The sequence below is a fragment of the Arthrobacter sp. TS-15 genome (assembly GCF_006964045.1).
GTDB lineage: Bacteria > Actinomycetota > Actinomycetes > Actinomycetales > Micrococcaceae > Arthrobacter.
The window spans coordinates 41,850-58,868 of sequence record NZ_SDXQ01000058.1 but is presented as its reverse complement, the minus strand read 5'-3'; the positions used below and the strand labels follow the sequence as shown (position 1 = coordinate 58,868).

The 17,019-nt window shown below is 56.5% G+C and carries 15 protein-coding genes; 8 read left to right on the top strand and 7 right to left on the bottom strand.

What is annotated here, in order from left to right:
• Positions 1 to 107 precede the first annotated feature (107 nt).
• The 4 genes from EU811_RS20935 to EU811_RS20920 all read right to left on the bottom strand — a co-directional run bounded on the left by EU811_RS20935 (position 108) and on the right by EU811_RS20920 (position 2,245).
• Positions 108 to 338, bottom strand: coding sequence for a hypothetical protein (locus EU811_RS20935; RefSeq protein ID WP_142940201.1), 231 nt, complete (start codon positions 336 to 338; stop codon positions 108 to 110).
• Positions 339 to 445: 107 nt separating this feature from the next.
• Positions 446 to 1,084, bottom strand: coding sequence for a hypothetical protein (locus EU811_RS20930; protein ID WP_142940200.1), 639 nt, complete (start codon positions 1,082 to 1,084; stop codon positions 446 to 448).
• A gap of 222 nt (positions 1,085 to 1,306) precedes the next feature.
• Positions 1,307 to 1,705, bottom strand: coding sequence for an ImmA/IrrE family metallo-endopeptidase (locus EU811_RS24785; protein WP_446698072.1), 399 nt, complete (start codon positions 1,703 to 1,705; stop codon positions 1,307 to 1,309).
• Between the two features lie 177 nt (positions 1,706 to 1,882).
• Complete coding sequence (locus EU811_RS20920) at positions 1,883 to 2,245, bottom strand: helix-turn-helix domain-containing protein (protein ID WP_142940198.1); 363 nt, start codon at positions 2,243 to 2,245, stop codon at positions 1,883 to 1,885.
• Positions 2,246 to 2,367: 122 nt separating this feature from the next.
• Here EU811_RS20920 and EU811_RS20915 point away from each other — a divergent pair, with 122 nt between their 5' ends.
• Complete coding sequence (locus EU811_RS20915) at positions 2,368 to 2,604, top strand: DUF2188 domain-containing protein (RefSeq protein ID WP_043432583.1); 237 nt, start codon at positions 2,368 to 2,370, stop codon at positions 2,602 to 2,604.
• Between the two features lie 316 nt (positions 2,605 to 2,920).
• Positions 2,921 to 3,130 (top strand): hypothetical protein, encoded by a 210-nt coding sequence (locus EU811_RS20910; RefSeq protein WP_142940197.1) that lies wholly within the window; start codon positions 2,921 to 2,923, stop codon positions 3,128 to 3,130.
• Positions 3,131 to 3,331: 201 nt separating this feature from the next.
• Here the strand turns inward: EU811_RS20910 and EU811_RS20905 are convergent, their stop codons facing one another.
• From EU811_RS20905 to EU811_RS24385, 3 genes are all read right to left on the bottom strand, one after another.
• Positions 3,332 to 4,279 carry a toll/interleukin-1 receptor domain-containing protein gene (locus EU811_RS20905; RefSeq protein ID WP_142940196.1) on the bottom strand — a complete coding sequence of 316 codons (948 nt, stop codon included), beginning with the start codon at positions 4,277 to 4,279 and terminating at the stop codon, positions 3,332 to 3,334.
• A 163-nt stretch (positions 4,280 to 4,442) separates the two neighbouring features.
• Positions 4,443 to 5,018: a recombinase family protein gene (locus tag EU811_RS20900; RefSeq protein ID WP_202979334.1), complete on the bottom strand. Its 576-nt coding sequence runs from the start codon at positions 5,016 to 5,018 to the stop codon at positions 4,443 to 4,445.
• A 274-nt stretch (positions 5,019 to 5,292) separates the two neighbouring features.
• Positions 5,293 to 7,338 (bottom strand): restriction endonuclease, encoded by a 2,046-nt coding sequence (locus EU811_RS24385; protein ID WP_238703489.1) that lies wholly within the window; start codon positions 7,336 to 7,338, stop codon positions 5,293 to 5,295.
• Positions 7,339 to 7,611: 273 nt separating this feature from the next.
• Here EU811_RS24385 and EU811_RS20890 point away from each other — a divergent pair, with 273 nt between their 5' ends.
• The 6 genes from EU811_RS20890 to EU811_RS20865 all read left to right on the top strand — a co-directional run bounded on the left by EU811_RS20890 (position 7,612) and on the right by EU811_RS20865 (position 16,959).
• On the top strand, positions 7,612 to 8,193 hold the full coding sequence (locus EU811_RS20890) for a recombinase family protein (RefSeq protein ID WP_142940195.1): 582 nt from the start codon (positions 7,612 to 7,614) through the stop codon (positions 8,191 to 8,193).
• A 293-nt stretch (positions 8,194 to 8,486) separates the two neighbouring features.
• Positions 8,487 to 10,919 (top strand): type I restriction-modification system subunit M, encoded by a 2,433-nt coding sequence (locus EU811_RS20885; protein WP_142940194.1) that lies wholly within the window; start codon positions 8,487 to 8,489, stop codon positions 10,917 to 10,919.
• Positions 10,916 to 12,172: a restriction endonuclease subunit S gene (locus EU811_RS20880; protein WP_142940193.1), complete on the top strand. Its 1,257-nt coding sequence runs from the start codon at positions 10,916 to 10,918 to the stop codon at positions 12,170 to 12,172. Before EU811_RS20885 ends, EU811_RS20880 begins: the two co-directional genes overlap by 4 nt.
• Positions 12,169 to 13,113, top strand: a complete 945-nt coding sequence (locus EU811_RS20875) for a GIY-YIG nuclease family protein (protein WP_142940192.1) — start codon at positions 12,169 to 12,171, stop codon at positions 13,111 to 13,113. The genes EU811_RS20880 and EU811_RS20875 overlap by 4 nt, the downstream gene beginning before the upstream one ends.
• Positions 13,110 to 16,208 carry a type I restriction endonuclease subunit R gene (locus tag EU811_RS20870; protein WP_142940191.1) on the top strand — a complete coding sequence of 1,033 codons (3,099 nt, stop codon included), beginning with the start codon at positions 13,110 to 13,112 and terminating at the stop codon, positions 16,206 to 16,208. The genes EU811_RS20875 and EU811_RS20870 overlap by 4 nt, the downstream gene beginning before the upstream one ends.
• Complete coding sequence (locus tag EU811_RS20865) at positions 16,195 to 16,959, top strand: M48 family metallopeptidase (protein ID WP_142940190.1); 765 nt, start codon at positions 16,195 to 16,197, stop codon at positions 16,957 to 16,959. Before EU811_RS20870 ends, EU811_RS20865 begins: the two co-directional genes overlap by 14 nt.
• The last annotated feature ends 60 nt before the right edge of the window (positions 16,960 to 17,019 follow it).

Genomic DNA, 17,019 nt, shown 5'->3' with positions numbered 1-17,019 from the left:
TTGGACATGTCGGGTGCTGTCGCTGCCAGCATGCTGCCAATGCTTTCAATAGGCTGCGCAGTTACGGCTGTCGAGGTGGATTCCGCCGCATCGTTAGAGGTCATCCTCTAATTTTGCCCTCTGGCTTTAGAAACCTCTCGCCGAAGCACCACTGCGGCCAGAGCATTGAGGCACGCGATGAACAGGTCGCCTGCAGGTGGGCGGCCGATCAACAGATCGGTAACGACCAGCACGAGCGACCCAAGTGCGGCAATAGTGAACACGACAGCCAGCAATCGCAGCCACCTGAGCCCGCGATGGCCCCGGTCTCCGCGTTCGAGCGATGCTGGCGGGTTCATGTCCTTACCTTACTCAGGAGCACATGCACGGAATCGTTCGATTTCGTGCAAGCATAGGCCTCGTGGTGCTCGGCTCCCGGGTGCGACGTTCTGCACCCCCGGCGGGACTAGGTATCCCTACCCTTAACTCGCATTGGTGCTCGCTTCTTCTCTACGTCTCCCGCGCCTAAAGTCGCCTCCAGTCGTTGGTGGTGGGTGCTGGAACGCGTCGAGCCGTCGTAAGTTCGTGAGGGGACATCGCGTCGGGGAGCCTGGTACACGGCCGCTCTGAGTTCCTTCATGCTTCTTTCAACCGGAATGAAAAGTTTCTGGTAGTCCGTGTGGTCTAAGAGTCTCCATCCCAGCTCTTTCCGCTGCGTGTCAGTAGTCCTGACCACGGTGATTAAATCGGATACTGAGGTATCAAGCTTGTGCGATGCATCTCGGACATCCGGGTCTGGGTGCCCGTAGCTGATTTTTCGAGTCCGACGAAGTAGATCGCCTTCCCAGGCCGTCTTTGCAAGTTCACTGACTCTGGCCTGTTCTTCCTCCGACCATGGGGAGCCGTACAAGAAGGACGACCTAAGCTCACGGACCAGTAGGTCCAAATCCACTACTAAGTCAACTGTTCCGGAATGCAGCTCGCGGACAAACGCTCTGAGTTCTTCCTTAGTCTTCACTCTGGTCTGGAGACGAAGCAGTAGTGAGTTTCCGAGAAGCGCGAGGAAGGCAGCTACTACGGGTATGAGTAGTGTTGATATATCCATGTATCTCCATCAGAGACTTTCGAGTTTTATACGGGGCAATCGACTTAGATTCGCCCTCGAAGATACGCGCGCCCCACAGTCGCTCTGCCAAGATGAACTGTCATTGTTATAGGCGAGCCCTAGGTATCTAACGATGCGCCGCATCTCCGGTTAAGGGTCGCTGGTCTACAGTGCAGAGCGTCGTTGCGCATCCGGATCAGGTCCGCTTCGCAGAATGATCTCTCAGGAAGCGGCCGACCATTTTTTCCCTCGACTCGCGATCTTGCGTGCTCCTGAGGCATTCATCCTCCACCGAGCGAACTCCAGACTGACTCCCATAGCCGAGGCGACTGTTGCATCGTCGTGTCCTTTGCGGGCCATTGCCAAGGCTGCAGAAAAGGGCACCAGCAATTCTCCTGAGAGCTCATTTGCTTCCTCTTCCTGTTCCGGATCGGAGGTTCGGCATCCCGACGAGTCGAGTAGTGCGGAGTTTGAGAAGTGATGTTCTAGGACCACGTGGGATAGTTCGTGGCTTAGGGTTGCTCGGCGTCGTGCGACGGAGTGCCCGTCGTGGTCGAGAATAGCTAGCTTCGACCCGATTGGAATCAAGGCCCCTGAAAGAAATCCTGAATTGGAGCCCATGAAGTGACGGCGTGCCTCTTCAGAACAGTCCAGCTCACTCAACCGGTGAACTTGGATCCCATAGAGTTCGGCCATCTGGTAGGGGTCGAACTGATCGGTTGCTTTGAGTCCAACCTCTTCTCTTAGCTCGAGTGCGAGTCTTTTAGCTGCGGCTTTGAATCCCCTTTGCATAAGTGCTCAAAGATTTGATTGCGTGCGCCGTACCGTCGCTGCGATTATCTCTTCGAGGTAATCGACGTCGGCCTTGCTCAGATCATGTCTTGCTCGAAGAAGGGGTGCGAGCTGTGCCATTAGCTCTGGCTCGGGTCGGTCAGATTGCTGCGCTGGGTCCACGAAGAACTGTTCCGCCTTCAGGCCCAGCCAGCTAACAAGCGTGGCGAAGCTGTCAGCGTCCGGTTTAAGCCCATTCCCTAATCGAGACAGAAGCGAAGGACTTACACCTATTTCCTTTGCAAGGGCCCTCCAGGAGGACCCGCGAGCTTCGCGCGCCGCGTTGAGGGCGGCGAATAAGCCTCCCACGTCTATTGATGTGCGATTCATAGCTCCATTTTCCACCCCCTAAGCGTCTCACAAGTGATGCAGTGTTGCGAGTCCGCATCGCCGTGTTAGAGTTGAATCAGTGAATCGAATTCGACGCATTCATCTATTAGAAAGGTCAGATCATGACTGTAAACAAGCGTGTGGTGCAGAAGCGTGACGACGGCCGCTTTGAGGTTGTCAAACCTGGTGGGGCTAGGGCGTCAGCGGTTACGGATACCCAGCGGGACGGGATTGACCGCGCCAGGCAGATCCTCGGAAATGACGGAGGCGGCGAACTGCAGGTTCGTGCTTTGAACGGCACGATTCGCCAACAGGACACCATTCACCCCGGCAACGACCCGCGCTCCAGCAAGGGCTAACAGGTTTAGCGCAGCCTCTCGGTACCCCAGTACCCACAGACGACATCCGACGGGAAGGAGGGAACCATGGGAAAGAGTGCAAAACCGTCAAAAGCTGCACTGTCGAAAGCTGGCGCGAAGCTCGCTTCAAGCTCAACAAGCAAAGCGGCCAAGTCGCAGGCAGGATCCACCTTGGGGAAGGGCTGATCCGGACCGGTTGGAGCCGCCGCTCGTCGCGAGCGGCGGCTCCAACCTCACTCTCATTACCCGCCTCGCGACTCAAGTCGCGAAGTTAGAGGCATCACCCACAAACCCCTTACGAGATAGAAGAAATTTCATGAAGGCTTATCCCACCGTAAACAATCAGCGCGACGGCTTCGGCTTGCCGGTTTATGAGGTGAGGGGGCAGAAGCTGTATCCGACGGTGCATAACCAGCGCGACGCCTTTGGCTTGCCGGTTTATGAGGTGAGGGGGCAGAAGCTGTATCCGACGGTGCATAACCAGCGCGACGCCTTTGGCCGACCTGTCTTCGAGTTGCGTGCCTGAGGTCTTCGGGCGAAGAAGTTGAGTTTGAGAAGCCGCGGATCTCCTAAATTCTGCGGATGACAGCAGGATACTTATCGGTATTCGTGCACCCGCTCAGTTACCTGGAGGGTGCCGCCGAGTTATCGCACAGGGAGTAGGCGAAAACAGGTTCCCTTACCTTCTTCTGCCGGCAGCGCCATTGCGACGGAGGCGTTCAGTGCATCACGAGCGGCGAACCATGCGAGTAGCTTCGGCCGAAACGGAGTGGACGAAAACGTGGCCGCTCATTGCCTTCTGAGTTTTAAAAAGACCACGAGACTCCAAGGAATCGAGAAGTGCCTCCGTTACTGCTTCAGGCTGGTCTTCGAAGGAGGTAACTGTAATGGCCTGCTGCGGACTGTTTACGATCGAGGCCAAGAGACGCTTTTGCAGGCCGGATACGTCAACACCTCGGGCCGACAGCGCGGATAGCAGTGTTCTGCTTTTCACTTCCGTGATGAACCAATTGCCGCCAAGCATCTTCTGGCGCTTAAGCCGTCTCTCCGATTCGAAGATTTCCACGCTTTCGTTCATCGCGTCTTCCGATACGTCAGTTCCGGCCAGCCGTTCCAGAAGATCGTGGTCACTGATCGTACTTACGCCACTGTCTAGATGCAGATCGATTATGGCATTGAGGACGATGTTGTCCACTGCGTCGGGAACTACCTTCGGCAAGTCAGCCGCAGTTGCATACGCGGGAGGCGCGCCCAGGGCTGGCTTGGTGTCGACCTCGAAGATGGAATGCAGAGTCTTTTCGATCACCCCATCGAGACCATCCTTAGGAACCGAAAGATAAAGAGTGTGCTGGAGCGATACCGGGACCTCGACATCGTCGAGGAGGATAGGGATGACCTTAGCCTGTCCGGATATGCGTCTCATGACGCCTGCGTCCAGCTCATCCCTCACCCAAGGTTTGGCCACGCTGGTGGAGGACAATACGACGATGAACACCGAGGCTTCTTTGATCCCAGACTCAAAAATACGGTCCACGAGGGATTCACCCGCTTTGATCTCCCACTGATCGACCCAGGCATCCACGCCTTTTTCCCGGAGTCTCGTGGCGTAGGGCACGACGAATGCTGTCTTGTCTTCGGTCGCGTGGCTGATGAATACCTTGGGTGCAGTGGTCATGCCTTAACGCTATCTGCCGCCACTGACAACATATTGCCGCGCCACTCGCTGGCCTGAGACTTCGTGTTCTTGTCTGATAACGCCTTATCACGCGGTGGCTGACTGCCGTATCTGGCACTCCATTCCTGAACGGTAGATTCCAACGGCTGGTCACATCGCCGGTCTAGGTGGAGCTCCGTAGAAGCTCTCGGTACACCGTGGTCCGGGACACGCCGAACAGTTCCGCCAGCTCAGCCTGCGTGTGTTCGCCGGCGTCATGCAGCGCAAGTAGATGCTTCCGTTGGGTCTTGGAGAGTTTCGGCTGCTTACCTTTCAGCCGCCCCTTGGCTTTTGCGACCGCCATCCCCTCACGGGTGCGCATTCGGATCAGGTCCGCCTCAAACTCGGCCACCATCCCCAGGACGTTGAACAGCAGCCGGCCTACCGGGTCAGTTGGATCATGGGTGCTCCCGCCGAGGCTGAGGACCACTCCTTTAGTGGTCAGCTCATCGGCTATGTCCCTGGCATCGGAAAGGGAACGCGCCAGGCGATCGAGTTTAGTCACTACGAGCGTATCGCCGGCCCGGCACGCTGCCATCGCTTCACGAAGCCCCGGGCGCACCCGATTCGCTCCTGTGAGTCCATGGTCGACGAAGATCTGCTGTTCTCCTACTCCCAGGGAACGGAGCGCATTTCTTTGGGCGGTCAGGTCCTGCTCGCTCGTAGAGACGCGGGCATAACCGATCTTCATTCCAGTCATAGGAACATAGTTGCAGTTATCCCCCCATCATCGTGCATTTCACCGTGCGGGTCTTACGTACATGCCGTGGCCTGGATTCGACAGGGTCTGTCAGTTTCAGAAGTCGTCTGCACGGGATGTCAGAAGCCCCCTGCACTCACGTTGGCAACTCCGTCATTAATCCCATCGGGCTGCCGTCATCCTCGGAAGCCGTTTGCGGCCTTCACAGTTTGAACTGGCCTGCACCAGGGAAGCCGTGCACCAGCCCGTGAGCAATGGCGTGCACTCGGCGGCCTCAGGTGTTCGCGCCGTTAAACTTCGTTCCGCCGTTCAGCCCGTGTTGCGATGCCTCAAGAGCACTCTGCGATTTCGGCGCGAGTGTGGCTTTCAGGGGATCGTAGCGAAAGAGTGCGATGTTGTTGGCATTGGCAAATTCTTTCGCCTCCTTGGTGTATTCGCTCAGGGAGAAGAAAACGGCCATCTTGGAGGTGCTGGTAGCAGTCCCGTAGATCTGCCGCACAAAGCTCACCCCGACCGGGGATTGATGATGTTTCACTTCTGCAACATGGGTGTCTGAAACGATGTCCATGCCCCCATCCCGCGAGGCTTGGGTGACCCTGCACGAAGTGGCACCGAGATATCTCATCCATTGCGCTGCCACATACTCTGCTTCCCTGTGAGTACAGGAACGCATGCGTGGGGGCGGAGGGCCCTGCGGTTGCCAAGCGCCGTTCACAAGTTTCCGTAGCGCAGCTGGCGAAAGATCCGAAGCATACTCGGCGGAGTCATATTTCACTGCGACGTGCATGCCGATCTCTAGAAGCGCCTTTCGCACCTTCGCGCGGTCGTCTGCTGCCGGGTCCGGAAGCGGCTCCAGCCGGGGTGCACTAATGGAGTCATAGTTCGATGAAAATAGGTGTCCAATTAGGGCTCCGAGGCCAACCGCAAACCAGAATCCTCCGTAAGCTCGCACAACGACTGCGAAAATCCCGGCTGCGATCGCCCACGCCCAAGTGGACTCGTAGATACGGCGTCCTCTCTTTTGAGGAGTGGGGCGACTGTCGGCCGGCTGCGGATACATTTGAGCGGCCACATCTTCGGCCCACTTCTCAATTTCCGTTCGGATCTTCCGTCCATACCCTGGCGCCTCGGACCCATCGTCATCCCATGATGCGGTGATGGTTGCGTGAGTAACCCATATTTGATGAGCGGCATCGACGGAGGCCTCGGATAAAACGCTGGAACCAGGATGAAATCCAATGGTCTGTTCCAGATGACGCAACGCGGTGGCGACCAGCGGGGATCTTGGGACCAGTGAGGCTAGATCATCTTCGTCCTCCAAGCTGTCAAAGTCGTCTTCATCGGGGTCGTCGGGTACGTCTTCGTCGGGGTCATTGGTTAGGTCTTCCTCATCGTCCCCGTCGTACTGTCCGAATTGCCGTGCTTCATATTCCTCAAGGGAAGAACTCAGGAACAGCTGGTCGGCCGCAGACAGCGGCGGCAATTCTGCTTCGAATCCCGGGAGCTCCCCGAGCGCTTGGGCGTCCTGAACCAACTCCGAGTAGGCAGTGACCCATAACCGAGACAGGACGTCCTTGATTTCTGTGGAGTGATCCCAGTTGTCTCGAATGAGGGTGGCACTCCTGGCAACAAGCTGGGATATCGTTTCGTCTTCCAAACCGTAGGACCCTGCACCAAACCAGGCGACGGCCAAGAGGTTCAAACCCTGAGCGGGCTCACCATTGCCGAGAAACGATTCGAATTCATCGATGATGCGTGTTTCATTTTCCGGACCATCCTCTTCGTCTGCGACTGAGACAGGGACGCTCCTAGTAAGGCAGCCTCTGGAGTAGTCCGAGAACTGCTGCTCTACTTCGCGAGTTAGATGGGCAAGATCGCTCCCTGGCCCAAGACCTGGCGTAGCTTCACCTTCGAGGTAATCGCTGACTGCTCGCGAGTAAAGGACTAAGGCTTCGGAGTTGGATGCAGGATGGCAGTTTCTTAGCTGGTCCCACGCATAGATCCACCCCTGTCGTCTCACCATTGAGGCCCCCACGTCGGCCGGAAGCGCGCTGGCTAAAGGGCTGACAGCACTCACTGCGAAGCGCAATGCGGCGTTCTCGAAGTCTTGATTTCGTCGGATGTCAGCACATTCCACGCTGATGGCTCCGCAGCGCGCCAAGTCCCAGAGTTTCTCGCGTTCGATTTGAGCAGGAGTGCTCTGGGCTGCCAGCGCCGCCGTCGCCATCAAGTCCAGCGCGCATTCGGTGTCACCCGACTCCAATGCTCGCCGGAACTCGCCGTAAATCAGCTCCAACGGCCAGCATTCGGATGTCCCCATGCGGAAATCATATTCCGGTGGTACGACAGGCTGGCGAGGTTAACCCCTCGACTTATAGCCCTCTTGGCGGGTCTTGATAACGAAGGATTCCAAGAACAGATCGAATCGAGAATCCCGGAGCGGCTCACCCATCGGAGTAGTACGACGCCCTGGCGGCGGAAAATCGGCTCGATGACCAAAAGCGAACACCCCGCGCGCCTGTTCTCACAAATAGTTCTCAAAACTGTACAGTCGAATTAAGAGCCCGAATCGAGTTTTGAGAAGAGCAAACCCATGGCCTCACACCGCATCGGCTACGCCCGGGTCTCCACGCGGGATCAGAACCTGGACCTGCAGGTCGAAGCCCTGAATAAGGCCGGATGCGACAAGATCTACAAAGACACCATCAGCGGCACCAAGTCTCAACGACCCGGCCTCGACCAGGCTCTGGACAACCTGCGCCACGGTGACACCCTGGTGGTGTGGAAGCTGGACCGCCTGGGCCGGAGCGTGAAAGACCTCCTGGACTTCGCCGGCGGACTGAGCGACCGCGGCGTGGGATTCGTCAGCCTCACCGACGCCATCGACACCACAACGGTCTCCGGACGCTTCTTCTTCAACGTCATGGCATCCCTGGCCCAGATGGAACGGGAACTCATGGTCGAACGCACACAGGCCGGCCTACAGGCCGCGCGCCAACAAGGACGGGTCGGCGGACGCAAACGCATCATGACAGATGCCAAGATCCGCTCGGCCCGCAAACTCCTCAAGCAGGGAACGCCGCCACGGGAGGTCGCCGACACTCTAGGAGTCTCCGTACCTACCCTTTACCGATGGATCCCGGCAACAGGAGAGGCCCAGACGCCAAAGACATAGGGCCGGCAGCTTGGTGCAGAGGACTATTGAGCAGAGTGCAGTCTTGTGCAGGGTACTTCTGACATTTCAATATCCATACTCGGCTGCACAACCCCGGAATTCCGCGGGCGCTTGTGCAGCCGACTTGTGAAAACGACAGGGTCTTAGCCGGTCCTTCGTCGATGCACGGTGGAGGACCGGCTTACGGGCGCTGGCCTAACGGTGCAGCGTCGAGGTGCGGAACCCCGCCACCTCCAAGACCTCGGGCATGACAAACTCAACTGACATAGGAATCAACGCAAGGAGTGTGGGGCGTGGCGCTCAAAAAATCGGATCTTTACAGCTCACTTTGGAAGAGCTGTGATGAACTGCGGGGTGGGATGGACGCCAGCCAGTACAAGGATTACATCCTGACAATGCTCTTCGTGAAGTACGTCTCGGATAAGTCAAAGACTGACCCAAACTCACTGATCGAGGTACCAGCTGGCGGCTCCTTCGATGACATGATCGCTGCTAAGGGCGACAAAGAAATTGGTGACAGGATCAACAAGATCATCGCCAAGCTTGCAGAAGCCAACGCTCTGCAAAAAGTGATTGACCTAGCTGACTTCAATGACGAAGAAAAGCTTGGCAAGGGCAAGGAGATGCAGGACCGTCTCTCGAAGTTGGTCGCTATCTTCCAGGACCTGGACTTCCGTGGCTCCCGCGCCGAGGGCGATGACCTGCTGGGAGACGCGTATGAATATTTGATGCGGCACTTCGCGACTGAGTCTGGCAAGTCCAAAGGGCAGTTCTACACACCGGCCGAGGTCTCCCGCATACTTGCCAAGCTTCTCGGCATCAATGCTGACACGCCATACTCGGCTACAGCCTATGACCCAACCTGCGGCTCCGGATCACTCTTGCTCAAAGTCGGCGACGAAGCGCCGAACGGACTCACCCTTTACGGCCAGGAAAAGGACAACGCAACCTGGGCGCTGTCCAAGATGAACATGATCCTGCACGGCAACGAGATCGCCGAGATCCGCAAGGGCGACACCATTACCAGTCCGCAGTTCATTAAGGACGACCATCTAGAAACCTTCGACTTTGTGGTGGCTAATCCGCCATTCTCGGTGAAGTCTTGGAATAACGGGCTTGAGAACGAATTCGGCCGCTTCGAATACGGTATGCCGCCGGATAAAAACGGCGACTACGCATTCCTGTTGCACATCCTGAAATCGATGAAGAGCACAGGCAAGGCTGCGGTCATCCTGCCCCACGGCGTCTTGTTCCGCGGCAACGCCGAAGCCGTAATCCGCAAGCGTTTACTCAAGCAGGGCTTCATCAAGGGCATTATCGGGTTGCCCGCCAATCTCTTCTATGGCACGGGCATCCCAGCCTGCGTGATCGTCCTGGACAAGGAAAACGCGGCTGCCCGCACCGGCGTCTTCATGATCGATGCCTCAAAAGGCTTCATCAAAGACGGCAACAAGAACCGCCTTCGGTCGCAAGACTTGCACAAGATCGTTGACGTTTTCACCAAGCAGACGGAGCTCCTACGCTATTCGCGAGTAGTCTCATTGTCCGAGATCGCGGATGACAAGAATGGCTACAACCTTAATCTGTCGCGCTACATAGATTCCTCCGAGCCAGAAGATCTTCAGGACCTTCAAGCTCACATCCACGGCGGCATCCCAGAGCGGGACCTCGATGCGCTGGCTGGCTATTGGGAAGCCTTCCCGACTCTCCGATCGACGCTATTCCAGCCGAATCGCCCCGGTTATAGTGACTTGGCTATTGACGTCGGCGAGGTGCAGCAAACCATCCTTGACTCTGCGGAGTTTAAGCAGTTCGCCAAGGACGTCGGCGCCGAAGTCGACAATTGGTTTGCGGACCACCGGGCAGCCCTAGAAGCCATTAGCCAAGACACCAAGCCAAATATCCTCATTGCCGAGCTGGGTGACGATCTGCTTGCTCGGTTCAAGCACATGCCACTACTGGACGAGTACAGCGTGTACGAGCAGCTCATGTCTTATTGGCACGGCATCATGCACGATGACGTTTTCCTCATAATGAATGACGGCTGGGCCGGTGCTGCAACACCCCGCAAGACCATCGACGACAAAGAGCGCAAACTATCGGAAACGCCGGACTTAGCCGTCGGTTCCGGCCGCAACGCTTCAAAATACAAGATGGATCTGATCCCGCCTTCACTAGTAGTTGCACGTTACTTTGCGGATGCGCAGTCGAAAATCGACGACCTGACCTTAGCTGCCGAGGAGGCGAGCCGCAGCGTTGAGGAGTTCACGGAAGAACACGCCGTCGATGACGGACTCCTTGCCGCAGCCATGGACGACGACAAGATCAGTAAGGCCCTCGCAGTTGCTCGCCTGCGGGACTCCAAACGTGAAGGCAGTGACCCTGAAGAAGTACAAGCACTTGAGCAATTAATCATGCTCTATAACGTCGAAGCGTCAGCCAAAAAAGCAGTAAAGGATGCCCAGGCCGGGCTCGACCTAGCCACGCTGCAAAAGTATGGTGATCTGGGCGAGGAAAACGTGAAGTGCCTTGTGCTTGACGATAAATGGGACGCAACAATCGGGCACCGCATCGCAGCAGAGGTCAACGCACTCACTCTTGGGCTGGTTGCCCGCATCCAACAGCTTGGCGAGCGATATGGCGACACCAATGCGGACCTCGGCATCAAGCTTTCTGAGCTAGAGGGAAGGGTTTCTATGCACTTGGCCAAGATGGGGGTCAAATGACGGCATTTCCCACGGTGACGATCAGATCTATCAGCGATGTAGTGACAAAGGGTACTACCCCTACTTCTCTCGGACGCGCCTTTGTATCAAGCGGTGTGCGGTTCATCAAGGTCGAGACCATTGCTACCGACGGAAAGTATCTCCCTGACAAAGTTGCCTACATCGACGCGTCTACCCACGGTCTGTTGCGACGTTCGCAATTAAAACAGGATGACATTCTGTTCTCGATTGCGGGCGCACTTGGCCGCACGGCGATCGTTGATTCCTCCTGGTTGCCGGCCAATACCAACCAAGCGTTTGCCATTATTCGACCGTCCAAGCGCAGTGGTATCGATCCCCGTTACCTGCTTTGGGCTTTGCGGAGCCAGGCAATCGAACGTCATATCGCAGGGATCAATGTTCAAGCCGCGCAGGCAAACCTTTCTCTCGAGCAAGTTCGCGACTTCGAGATTCCGCTCCCTGACATCGAGACACAGAAGGTAATTTCTGATGCTCTCGATGATGCCGATAATCTCGCCACCACCCTGAAGTCCTTGATTGCAAAGAAGCAGGCGATCAAGCAGGGAACGGTGCAACAACTTCTCACTGGACAGACGCGACTGCCGGGTTTTGATGAACCGTGGCGAAATGTTTTGCTCGGTGACCACGTCTCTTACGTAAAGACGGTTGCACTGTCTCGCGCGCAACTCGACACCACGTCGCCGTTGAGATATCTCCATTACGGTGACATTCACACACGCTCAAGCGTGCACATTGAGGCAGACAAGGAAGATATGCCGCGAGCGGCACGCAGCATTGCTGGATCTGCTGGACGCCTGCAGGTAGGAGATGTTGTCTTCGCTGACGCGTCAGAGGATCCCGACGGTGTCGGCAAGTCAGTTGAGATTTCTTCGGTGCCATTGGAAGGCGTTGTGCCTGGACTGCACACAATCGCAGCTCGGTTCGATAAAGCCGTGCTTGCCGACGGTTTCAAAGGCTATCTGCAGTTCATCCCTGCTTTCCGCGATTCACTTCTCCGACTGGCAGCGGGAACCAAGGTACTAGCGACGACTCGCTCGTACATCTCCAGCATTAGACTCTCTCTGCCATCCGTGGTCGAACAGCGTGCTATCGCCGAAGTTCTGATTGATAGTGATAAGGAAGTTGACCTGCTTCGTACCACGCTGGCCAAGGCAACATCAACTAGGCAAGGGATGATGCAGGAGCTCCTGACTGGCCATGCTCGGCTAGGTTCAGCGGAGGCAAAAGCATGAGTGCGGGTAAATCCGTTCGTCTCTTCCTCGCAGATGGAACTCCTGGCGGATTGCTGACGGCTGAGATTATGAACTGGACTGGCCACGTTGTCGCCGCTCCTCGATCCGACCTCGGAGCGTTGTTGAAGCGTCCTGAAGCCATCCGCACCGGCATCTACATACTGCTTGGTGATGACCCGGACAGTATGGGCGGTTCGCTGGCTTATATTGGGGAAGGCGATGACGTAAGTAAACGGTTATACCAGCATTCCCGCACAGAGGACCAAGGTGGAAAGGACTTCTGGGAGCGAGCCATCGTACTCACGAGCAAGGACTCCAATCTCACCAAAGCCCATGCCCGTTATCTGGAATCTCGCTTAATTACATTGGCCCGACAGGCGAGCCGGGCGCGTCTTGTGAACGGCACTACTCCCGCACCATTGCCCCTGCCCGAGTCTGACATATCGGATATGGAGTACTTCATCTCACAGGCCAAGATTGCGCTGCCGGTGTTAGGGGTAAATCTGTTTCGGAACACAAGCATTTCAACCGCACCAATTGTTCCGGTTGAGCCCAATCCGGCAAGCCAGCCTTCCGTCTCACCGCTTTTCGAAATGCGTCTAAAGAAGGACGACATTGTGGCCGCCGCTCACGAAGTAGACGGTGAGTTTACCGTGTTGGAGGGCTCCCTCGCCCGGCCCTCGTGGATCGGCGTTGAGGACGGTTATCGCCGGTTGCGGGACAAGCTGGAACAGGATGGCACCTTGGTCCCGACCGCTGATGGCAAGCTGGCTGTCTTCGCTCGGAGCCAGGTATTTGCCTCACCATCGGCCGCAGCAGCGATCGTGAGCGGACGAAATTCGAACGGCCGCGCGGAATGGAAACTTCAGTCAAGCGGCATATCCTATGGCAGTTGGCAGAATCAGGAAATAGAACTAAATCTCGGGGGATCTGGCTCATGAGCGAGGTTGGACAGGTTGAACGCAAGACACAAATCCGGGTAGTGAAGCTGTTTCGAGAACAGCTTGACTATGAGTATGGCGGCAATTGGGAGTACCGCGAGGGTAATTCCCATGTTGAAACTGAACTACTCGAACAGAACCTCCGGGCGCGAGGCTATGACGACAACCTGATCAACAAGGCCCTTGAGCAGCTCAAGAGGGACGCCTCCCTGGGTGGCGGCCGTAAGCTCTACGAGGCCAACCGTGACGTCTACAACCTCCTGCGCTATGGCGTTAAGGTCAAGCCTGGCATCGGCGAGAACACCAAAACTGTCTGGCTGATCGACTGGGAGAACCCGGAAGCCAATGATTTCCTCGTGGCGGAGGAAGTCTCAATCAAGGGAGAGCACAACAAGCGCCCGGATATCGTGCTCTATGTTAATGGCCTGGCACTCGGTGTCATAGAGCTTAAGCGCTCAAAGGTCGGTGTCTCTGAGGGTATCCGCCAGAACATAGGAAATCAGCGCCAAGACTTCATCCGGCCATTCTTCACAACTGTTCAGTTGCTTTTTGCCGGCAACGACATCGAGGGCCTGCGCTATGGAGTCATCGAAACACCCGAAAAATACTGGCTGTCATGGAAAGAACCATCTGAGACAGAGGACCCACTGGATCGCGGACTACTTCAGATGTGCCGCAAGGAGCGCTTCCTTGAGGTAATCCACGACTTCATCGTCTTTGACTCCGGCACTAAGAAAACCTGCCGCCACAACCAGTACTTTGCAGTCAAAGCAGCGCAGGAACGCATTGCCAAGCGCGAGGGCGGCATCATCTGGCACACTCAGGGATCAGGTAAATCCCTGACAATGGTGTGGCTGGCTAAGTGGATCCGTGAGCACCAGACTCACGGATCGGAACAGTCCCGCGTCCTCATCATCACCGACCGCACCGAGTTGGACGAACAGATCAAGAAGGTCTTCAACGGGGTCAACGAGGACATCTATCGCACCAGCTCCGGGCCCGATCTGATTGCAGCGCTGAACAAGCACGAGCCGTGGCTGATCGGGTCCCTGGTGCACAAGTTCCGATCTGGTGACGATGACCAGGCCCGGGACGAGGCCAGCGGCGCCTTCATCGCCGAGTTGAGCGCCAAGATTCCCGCCGGCTTCTCGGCCAAGGGGAACCTCTTCGTTTTCGTAGATGAAGCACACCGTACTCAGTCGGGGAAGATGCATCAGGCCATGAAGCAGCTGCTGCCGGACGCAATGTTTATTGGTTTCACCGGCACGCCGCTGCTAAAGAGGGACAAGGCGACCAGCATGGAAACCTTTGGTACCTTCATCCACACCTATAAGTTCGATGAAGCGGTCGAGGATGGCGTGGTGCTGGATTTGCGCTATGAAGCCCGCAATATCGACCAGGAACTGGTCTCCCATGCCAAGATCGATCAATGGTTTGATTCAGCGACGAAGAACATGACCGACCTGTCCAAGGCCGAGCTCAAGAAGCGCTGGGGCACGATGCAAAAGGTCATCAGCTCGGAGCCGCGATCGAAGCAGATTGCCATGGACATCATGTTCGACATGGCCACCAAACCACGCTTGATGGACGGCGCAGGCAACGCCATGCTCGTCGGCGCCAGCATCTACCAGGCCTGCCAGTTCTATGAGATGTTCAATCAAACCCACCTCAAGGGCAAGGTCGCCATCGTTACTAGCTACAAGCCGCAGCCCGGGGACATCTCTAAGGAAGATACCGGCCACGGCGCGACCGAGAGAATACGCCAATACAACATCTACCGACAGATGCTGGCCGACTACTTCAATGAGCCTGCAGACCAGGCAGTGACGAAAGTCGAACAGTTCGAGAAGGAAGTCAAAGAACGATTCATCAAGGAGCCGGGCCAGATGCGGTTGCTGATCGTCGTCGATAAGCTCCTTACCGGCTTCGATGCACCTTCCGCCACCTATCTCTACATCGACAAAAAGATGCGCGACCACGGACTCTTCCAAGCCATCTGCCGTGTCAACCGGCTCGATGGTGACGATAAGGACTACGGCTACATCGTTGACTATCAGGACCTCTTCAACTCGCTTGAAGACGCGATCACTGATTACACCCAGGGCGCGTTCGAGGATTACGACGAGGACGACGTCAAAGGCATCATGAAAGACCGTCATGTCCAAGGACGGCATGATCTTGACGACGCCCTGGAGCGCGTCCGCGCCCTCTGCGAGGCCGTGCTGCCTCCTAAGCAACCGCAGCAGTATCAGCACTATTTTGTGGCCGCCGAAGTCGGTAATGCCTCGCAGATCAAGGCAAATGAAGCCAAACGTGTCGAGCTTTACAAGTCTGTCGCTGCCCTTACACGCGCTTATGCGGCTATCGCCACCGATATGGATAAGGCCGGCTATGACGACACCCAGGCTGCATCTATCGCATCTGAGGTCAAGCACTACGTCGACGTCGTTGCTGAGGTCAAGGTTGGTGCCGGCGAGAACGAGGACTTCAAGCAGTACGAAGCCGACATGCGCTTCCTCCTCGACACCTACATTCGAGCAGATGCCTCGCAGGTCGTCGCAGACTTCCAGGACGTCGGGCTGGTGCAACTGATCGTCAAGGAGGGTGTTGCCGCCCTCGACAAGCTCCCCGAAGGCCTCAAGAAAGACCAAGATGCGATGGCCGAGGTGATCGTCAACAATATCAGGCAGGTGATCGTCGACGAGCAGGCGATGAATCCCAAGTACTACGAGACCATGTCTTCGCTGCTGGATGCCATTATTGAGAAGCGTCGTCAGGGGGCCCTCGAATACCAGGAATATCTCCACGAGTTGATTGCACACGCCAAAGCTGTTGGAGCCGAAGGAACCGGCAACAACTACCCGGCATGGGCGGTTGACGGTGCGCAACGAGCGCTCGTGGATTTCGACTTCGACGATCCAAACCTGGCGGTGCAGGTTGACGCCGCTATCCGCGGCGGCAGGCCTCACGACTGGGTAGGCAACGTCATGAAGGAGAAAGTCGTCAAGCGAGCGATCCAGCGCGTCCTGCCCGATAGTTTTGATCGTTTCGACGAACTGTTTGATCTCGTGAAGGCCCGGCATGAGTACCGCTAACGCCTATATTCGGGTTGCCGGCATTGATGTGGACGTCGTCTACAAACACATCAAGAACATGCATATCGCCGTTTACCCGCCACTGGGACGAGTGCGAGTGGCAGCTCCGGAGCGCCTGGATGATGATGCCATTCGACTCGCTATCGTTCAGCGACTGCCTTGGATTAAGCGCCAAAGGGAGCAACTACGAAACGCCGTTCGTCAGTCCGAGCGCGAGATGGTAGCCGGGGAATCTCACTACGTTTGGGGACAGCGTTACCGGCTCCACCTCATATACGCCCCAGGGCGAATTCGCTTCGAAACCTCCGGCAATAAACTGATCATGCATTCGCCCGAAGACAGCACACCAGAAGCCAAACGAGAGGCGCTGGACAAGTGGTATCGGCAAGCATTGCGATCTGAACTCCCAGCTCTTATAACGAAGTGGGAGCCAATCATCGGGCGCAAAGCTGCTAAGTGGTCTGTCCGTCGCATGAAAACCAAATGGGGCTCATGCAATCGGGAGTCGGCACATCTCTGGTTTAATGCGGAGCTGGCTAAGAAACATCCCCACTGCCTGGAGTACATCGTCGTCCATGAGATGACTCACCTTCTCGAACGCCTCCACAACGAACGCTTTACAGCGCTTATGGACGGTTTCTTGCCCGACTGGAAGGCGCGCCGGGACGAACTCAATGCAGCACCATTAGCCGAGGAAAGCTGGTCTAGGAAGGAGACCAACGGGGCCAGCACTCCTGGCCCGTTTGTGTAGCCGCTAAAGGGCCAGCCTTCCGACTACGCGAGCCTATGAAGAACACTTAATCGTTCGTAT

Bases quoted from the DNA above. Each gene is read 5' to 3' on its own strand.
- EU811_RS20935 (WP_142940201.1), bottom strand. From the start codon at position 338: ATGAACCCGCCAGCATCGCTCGAACGCGGAGACCGGGGCCATCGCGGG.
- EU811_RS20930 (WP_142940200.1), bottom strand. From the start codon at position 1,084: ATGGATATATCAACACTACTCATACCCGTAGTAGCTGCCTTCCTCGCG.
- EU811_RS24785 (WP_446698072.1), bottom strand. From the start codon at position 1,705: ATGGGCTCCAATTCAGGATTTCTTTCAGGGGCCTTGATTCCAATCGGG.
- EU811_RS20920 (WP_142940198.1), bottom strand. From the start codon at position 2,245: ATGAATCGCACATCAATAGACGTGGGAGGCTTATTCGCCGCCCTCAAC.
- EU811_RS20915 (WP_043432583.1), top strand. From the start codon at position 2,368: ATGACTGTAAACAAGCGTGTGGTGCAGAAGCGTGACGACGGCCGCTTT.
- EU811_RS20910 (WP_142940197.1), top strand. From the start codon at position 2,921: ATGAAGGCTTATCCCACCGTAAACAATCAGCGCGACGGCTTCGGCTTG.
- EU811_RS20905 (WP_142940196.1), bottom strand. From the start codon at position 4,279: ATGACCACTGCACCCAAGGTATTCATCAGCCACGCGACCGAAGACAAG.
- EU811_RS20900 (WP_202979334.1), bottom strand. From the start codon at position 5,018: ATGACTGGAATGAAGATCGGTTATGCCCGCGTCTCTACGAGCGAGCAG.
- EU811_RS24385 (WP_238703489.1), bottom strand. From the start codon at position 7,338: ATGGGGACATCCGAATGCTGGCCGTTGGAGCTGATTTACGGCGAGTTC.
- EU811_RS20890 (WP_142940195.1), top strand. From the start codon at position 7,612: ATGGCCTCACACCGCATCGGCTACGCCCGGGTCTCCACGCGGGATCAG.
- EU811_RS20880 (WP_142940193.1), top strand. From the start codon at position 10,916: ATGACGGCATTTCCCACGGTGACGATCAGATCTATCAGCGATGTAGTG.
- EU811_RS20875 (WP_142940192.1), top strand. From the start codon at position 12,169: ATGAGTGCGGGTAAATCCGTTCGTCTCTTCCTCGCAGATGGAACTCCT.
- EU811_RS20870 (WP_142940191.1), top strand. From the start codon at position 13,110: ATGAGCGAGGTTGGACAGGTTGAACGCAAGACACAAATCCGGGTAGTG.
- EU811_RS20865 (WP_142940190.1), top strand. From the start codon at position 16,195: ATGAGTACCGCTAACGCCTATATTCGGGTTGCCGGCATTGATGTGGAC.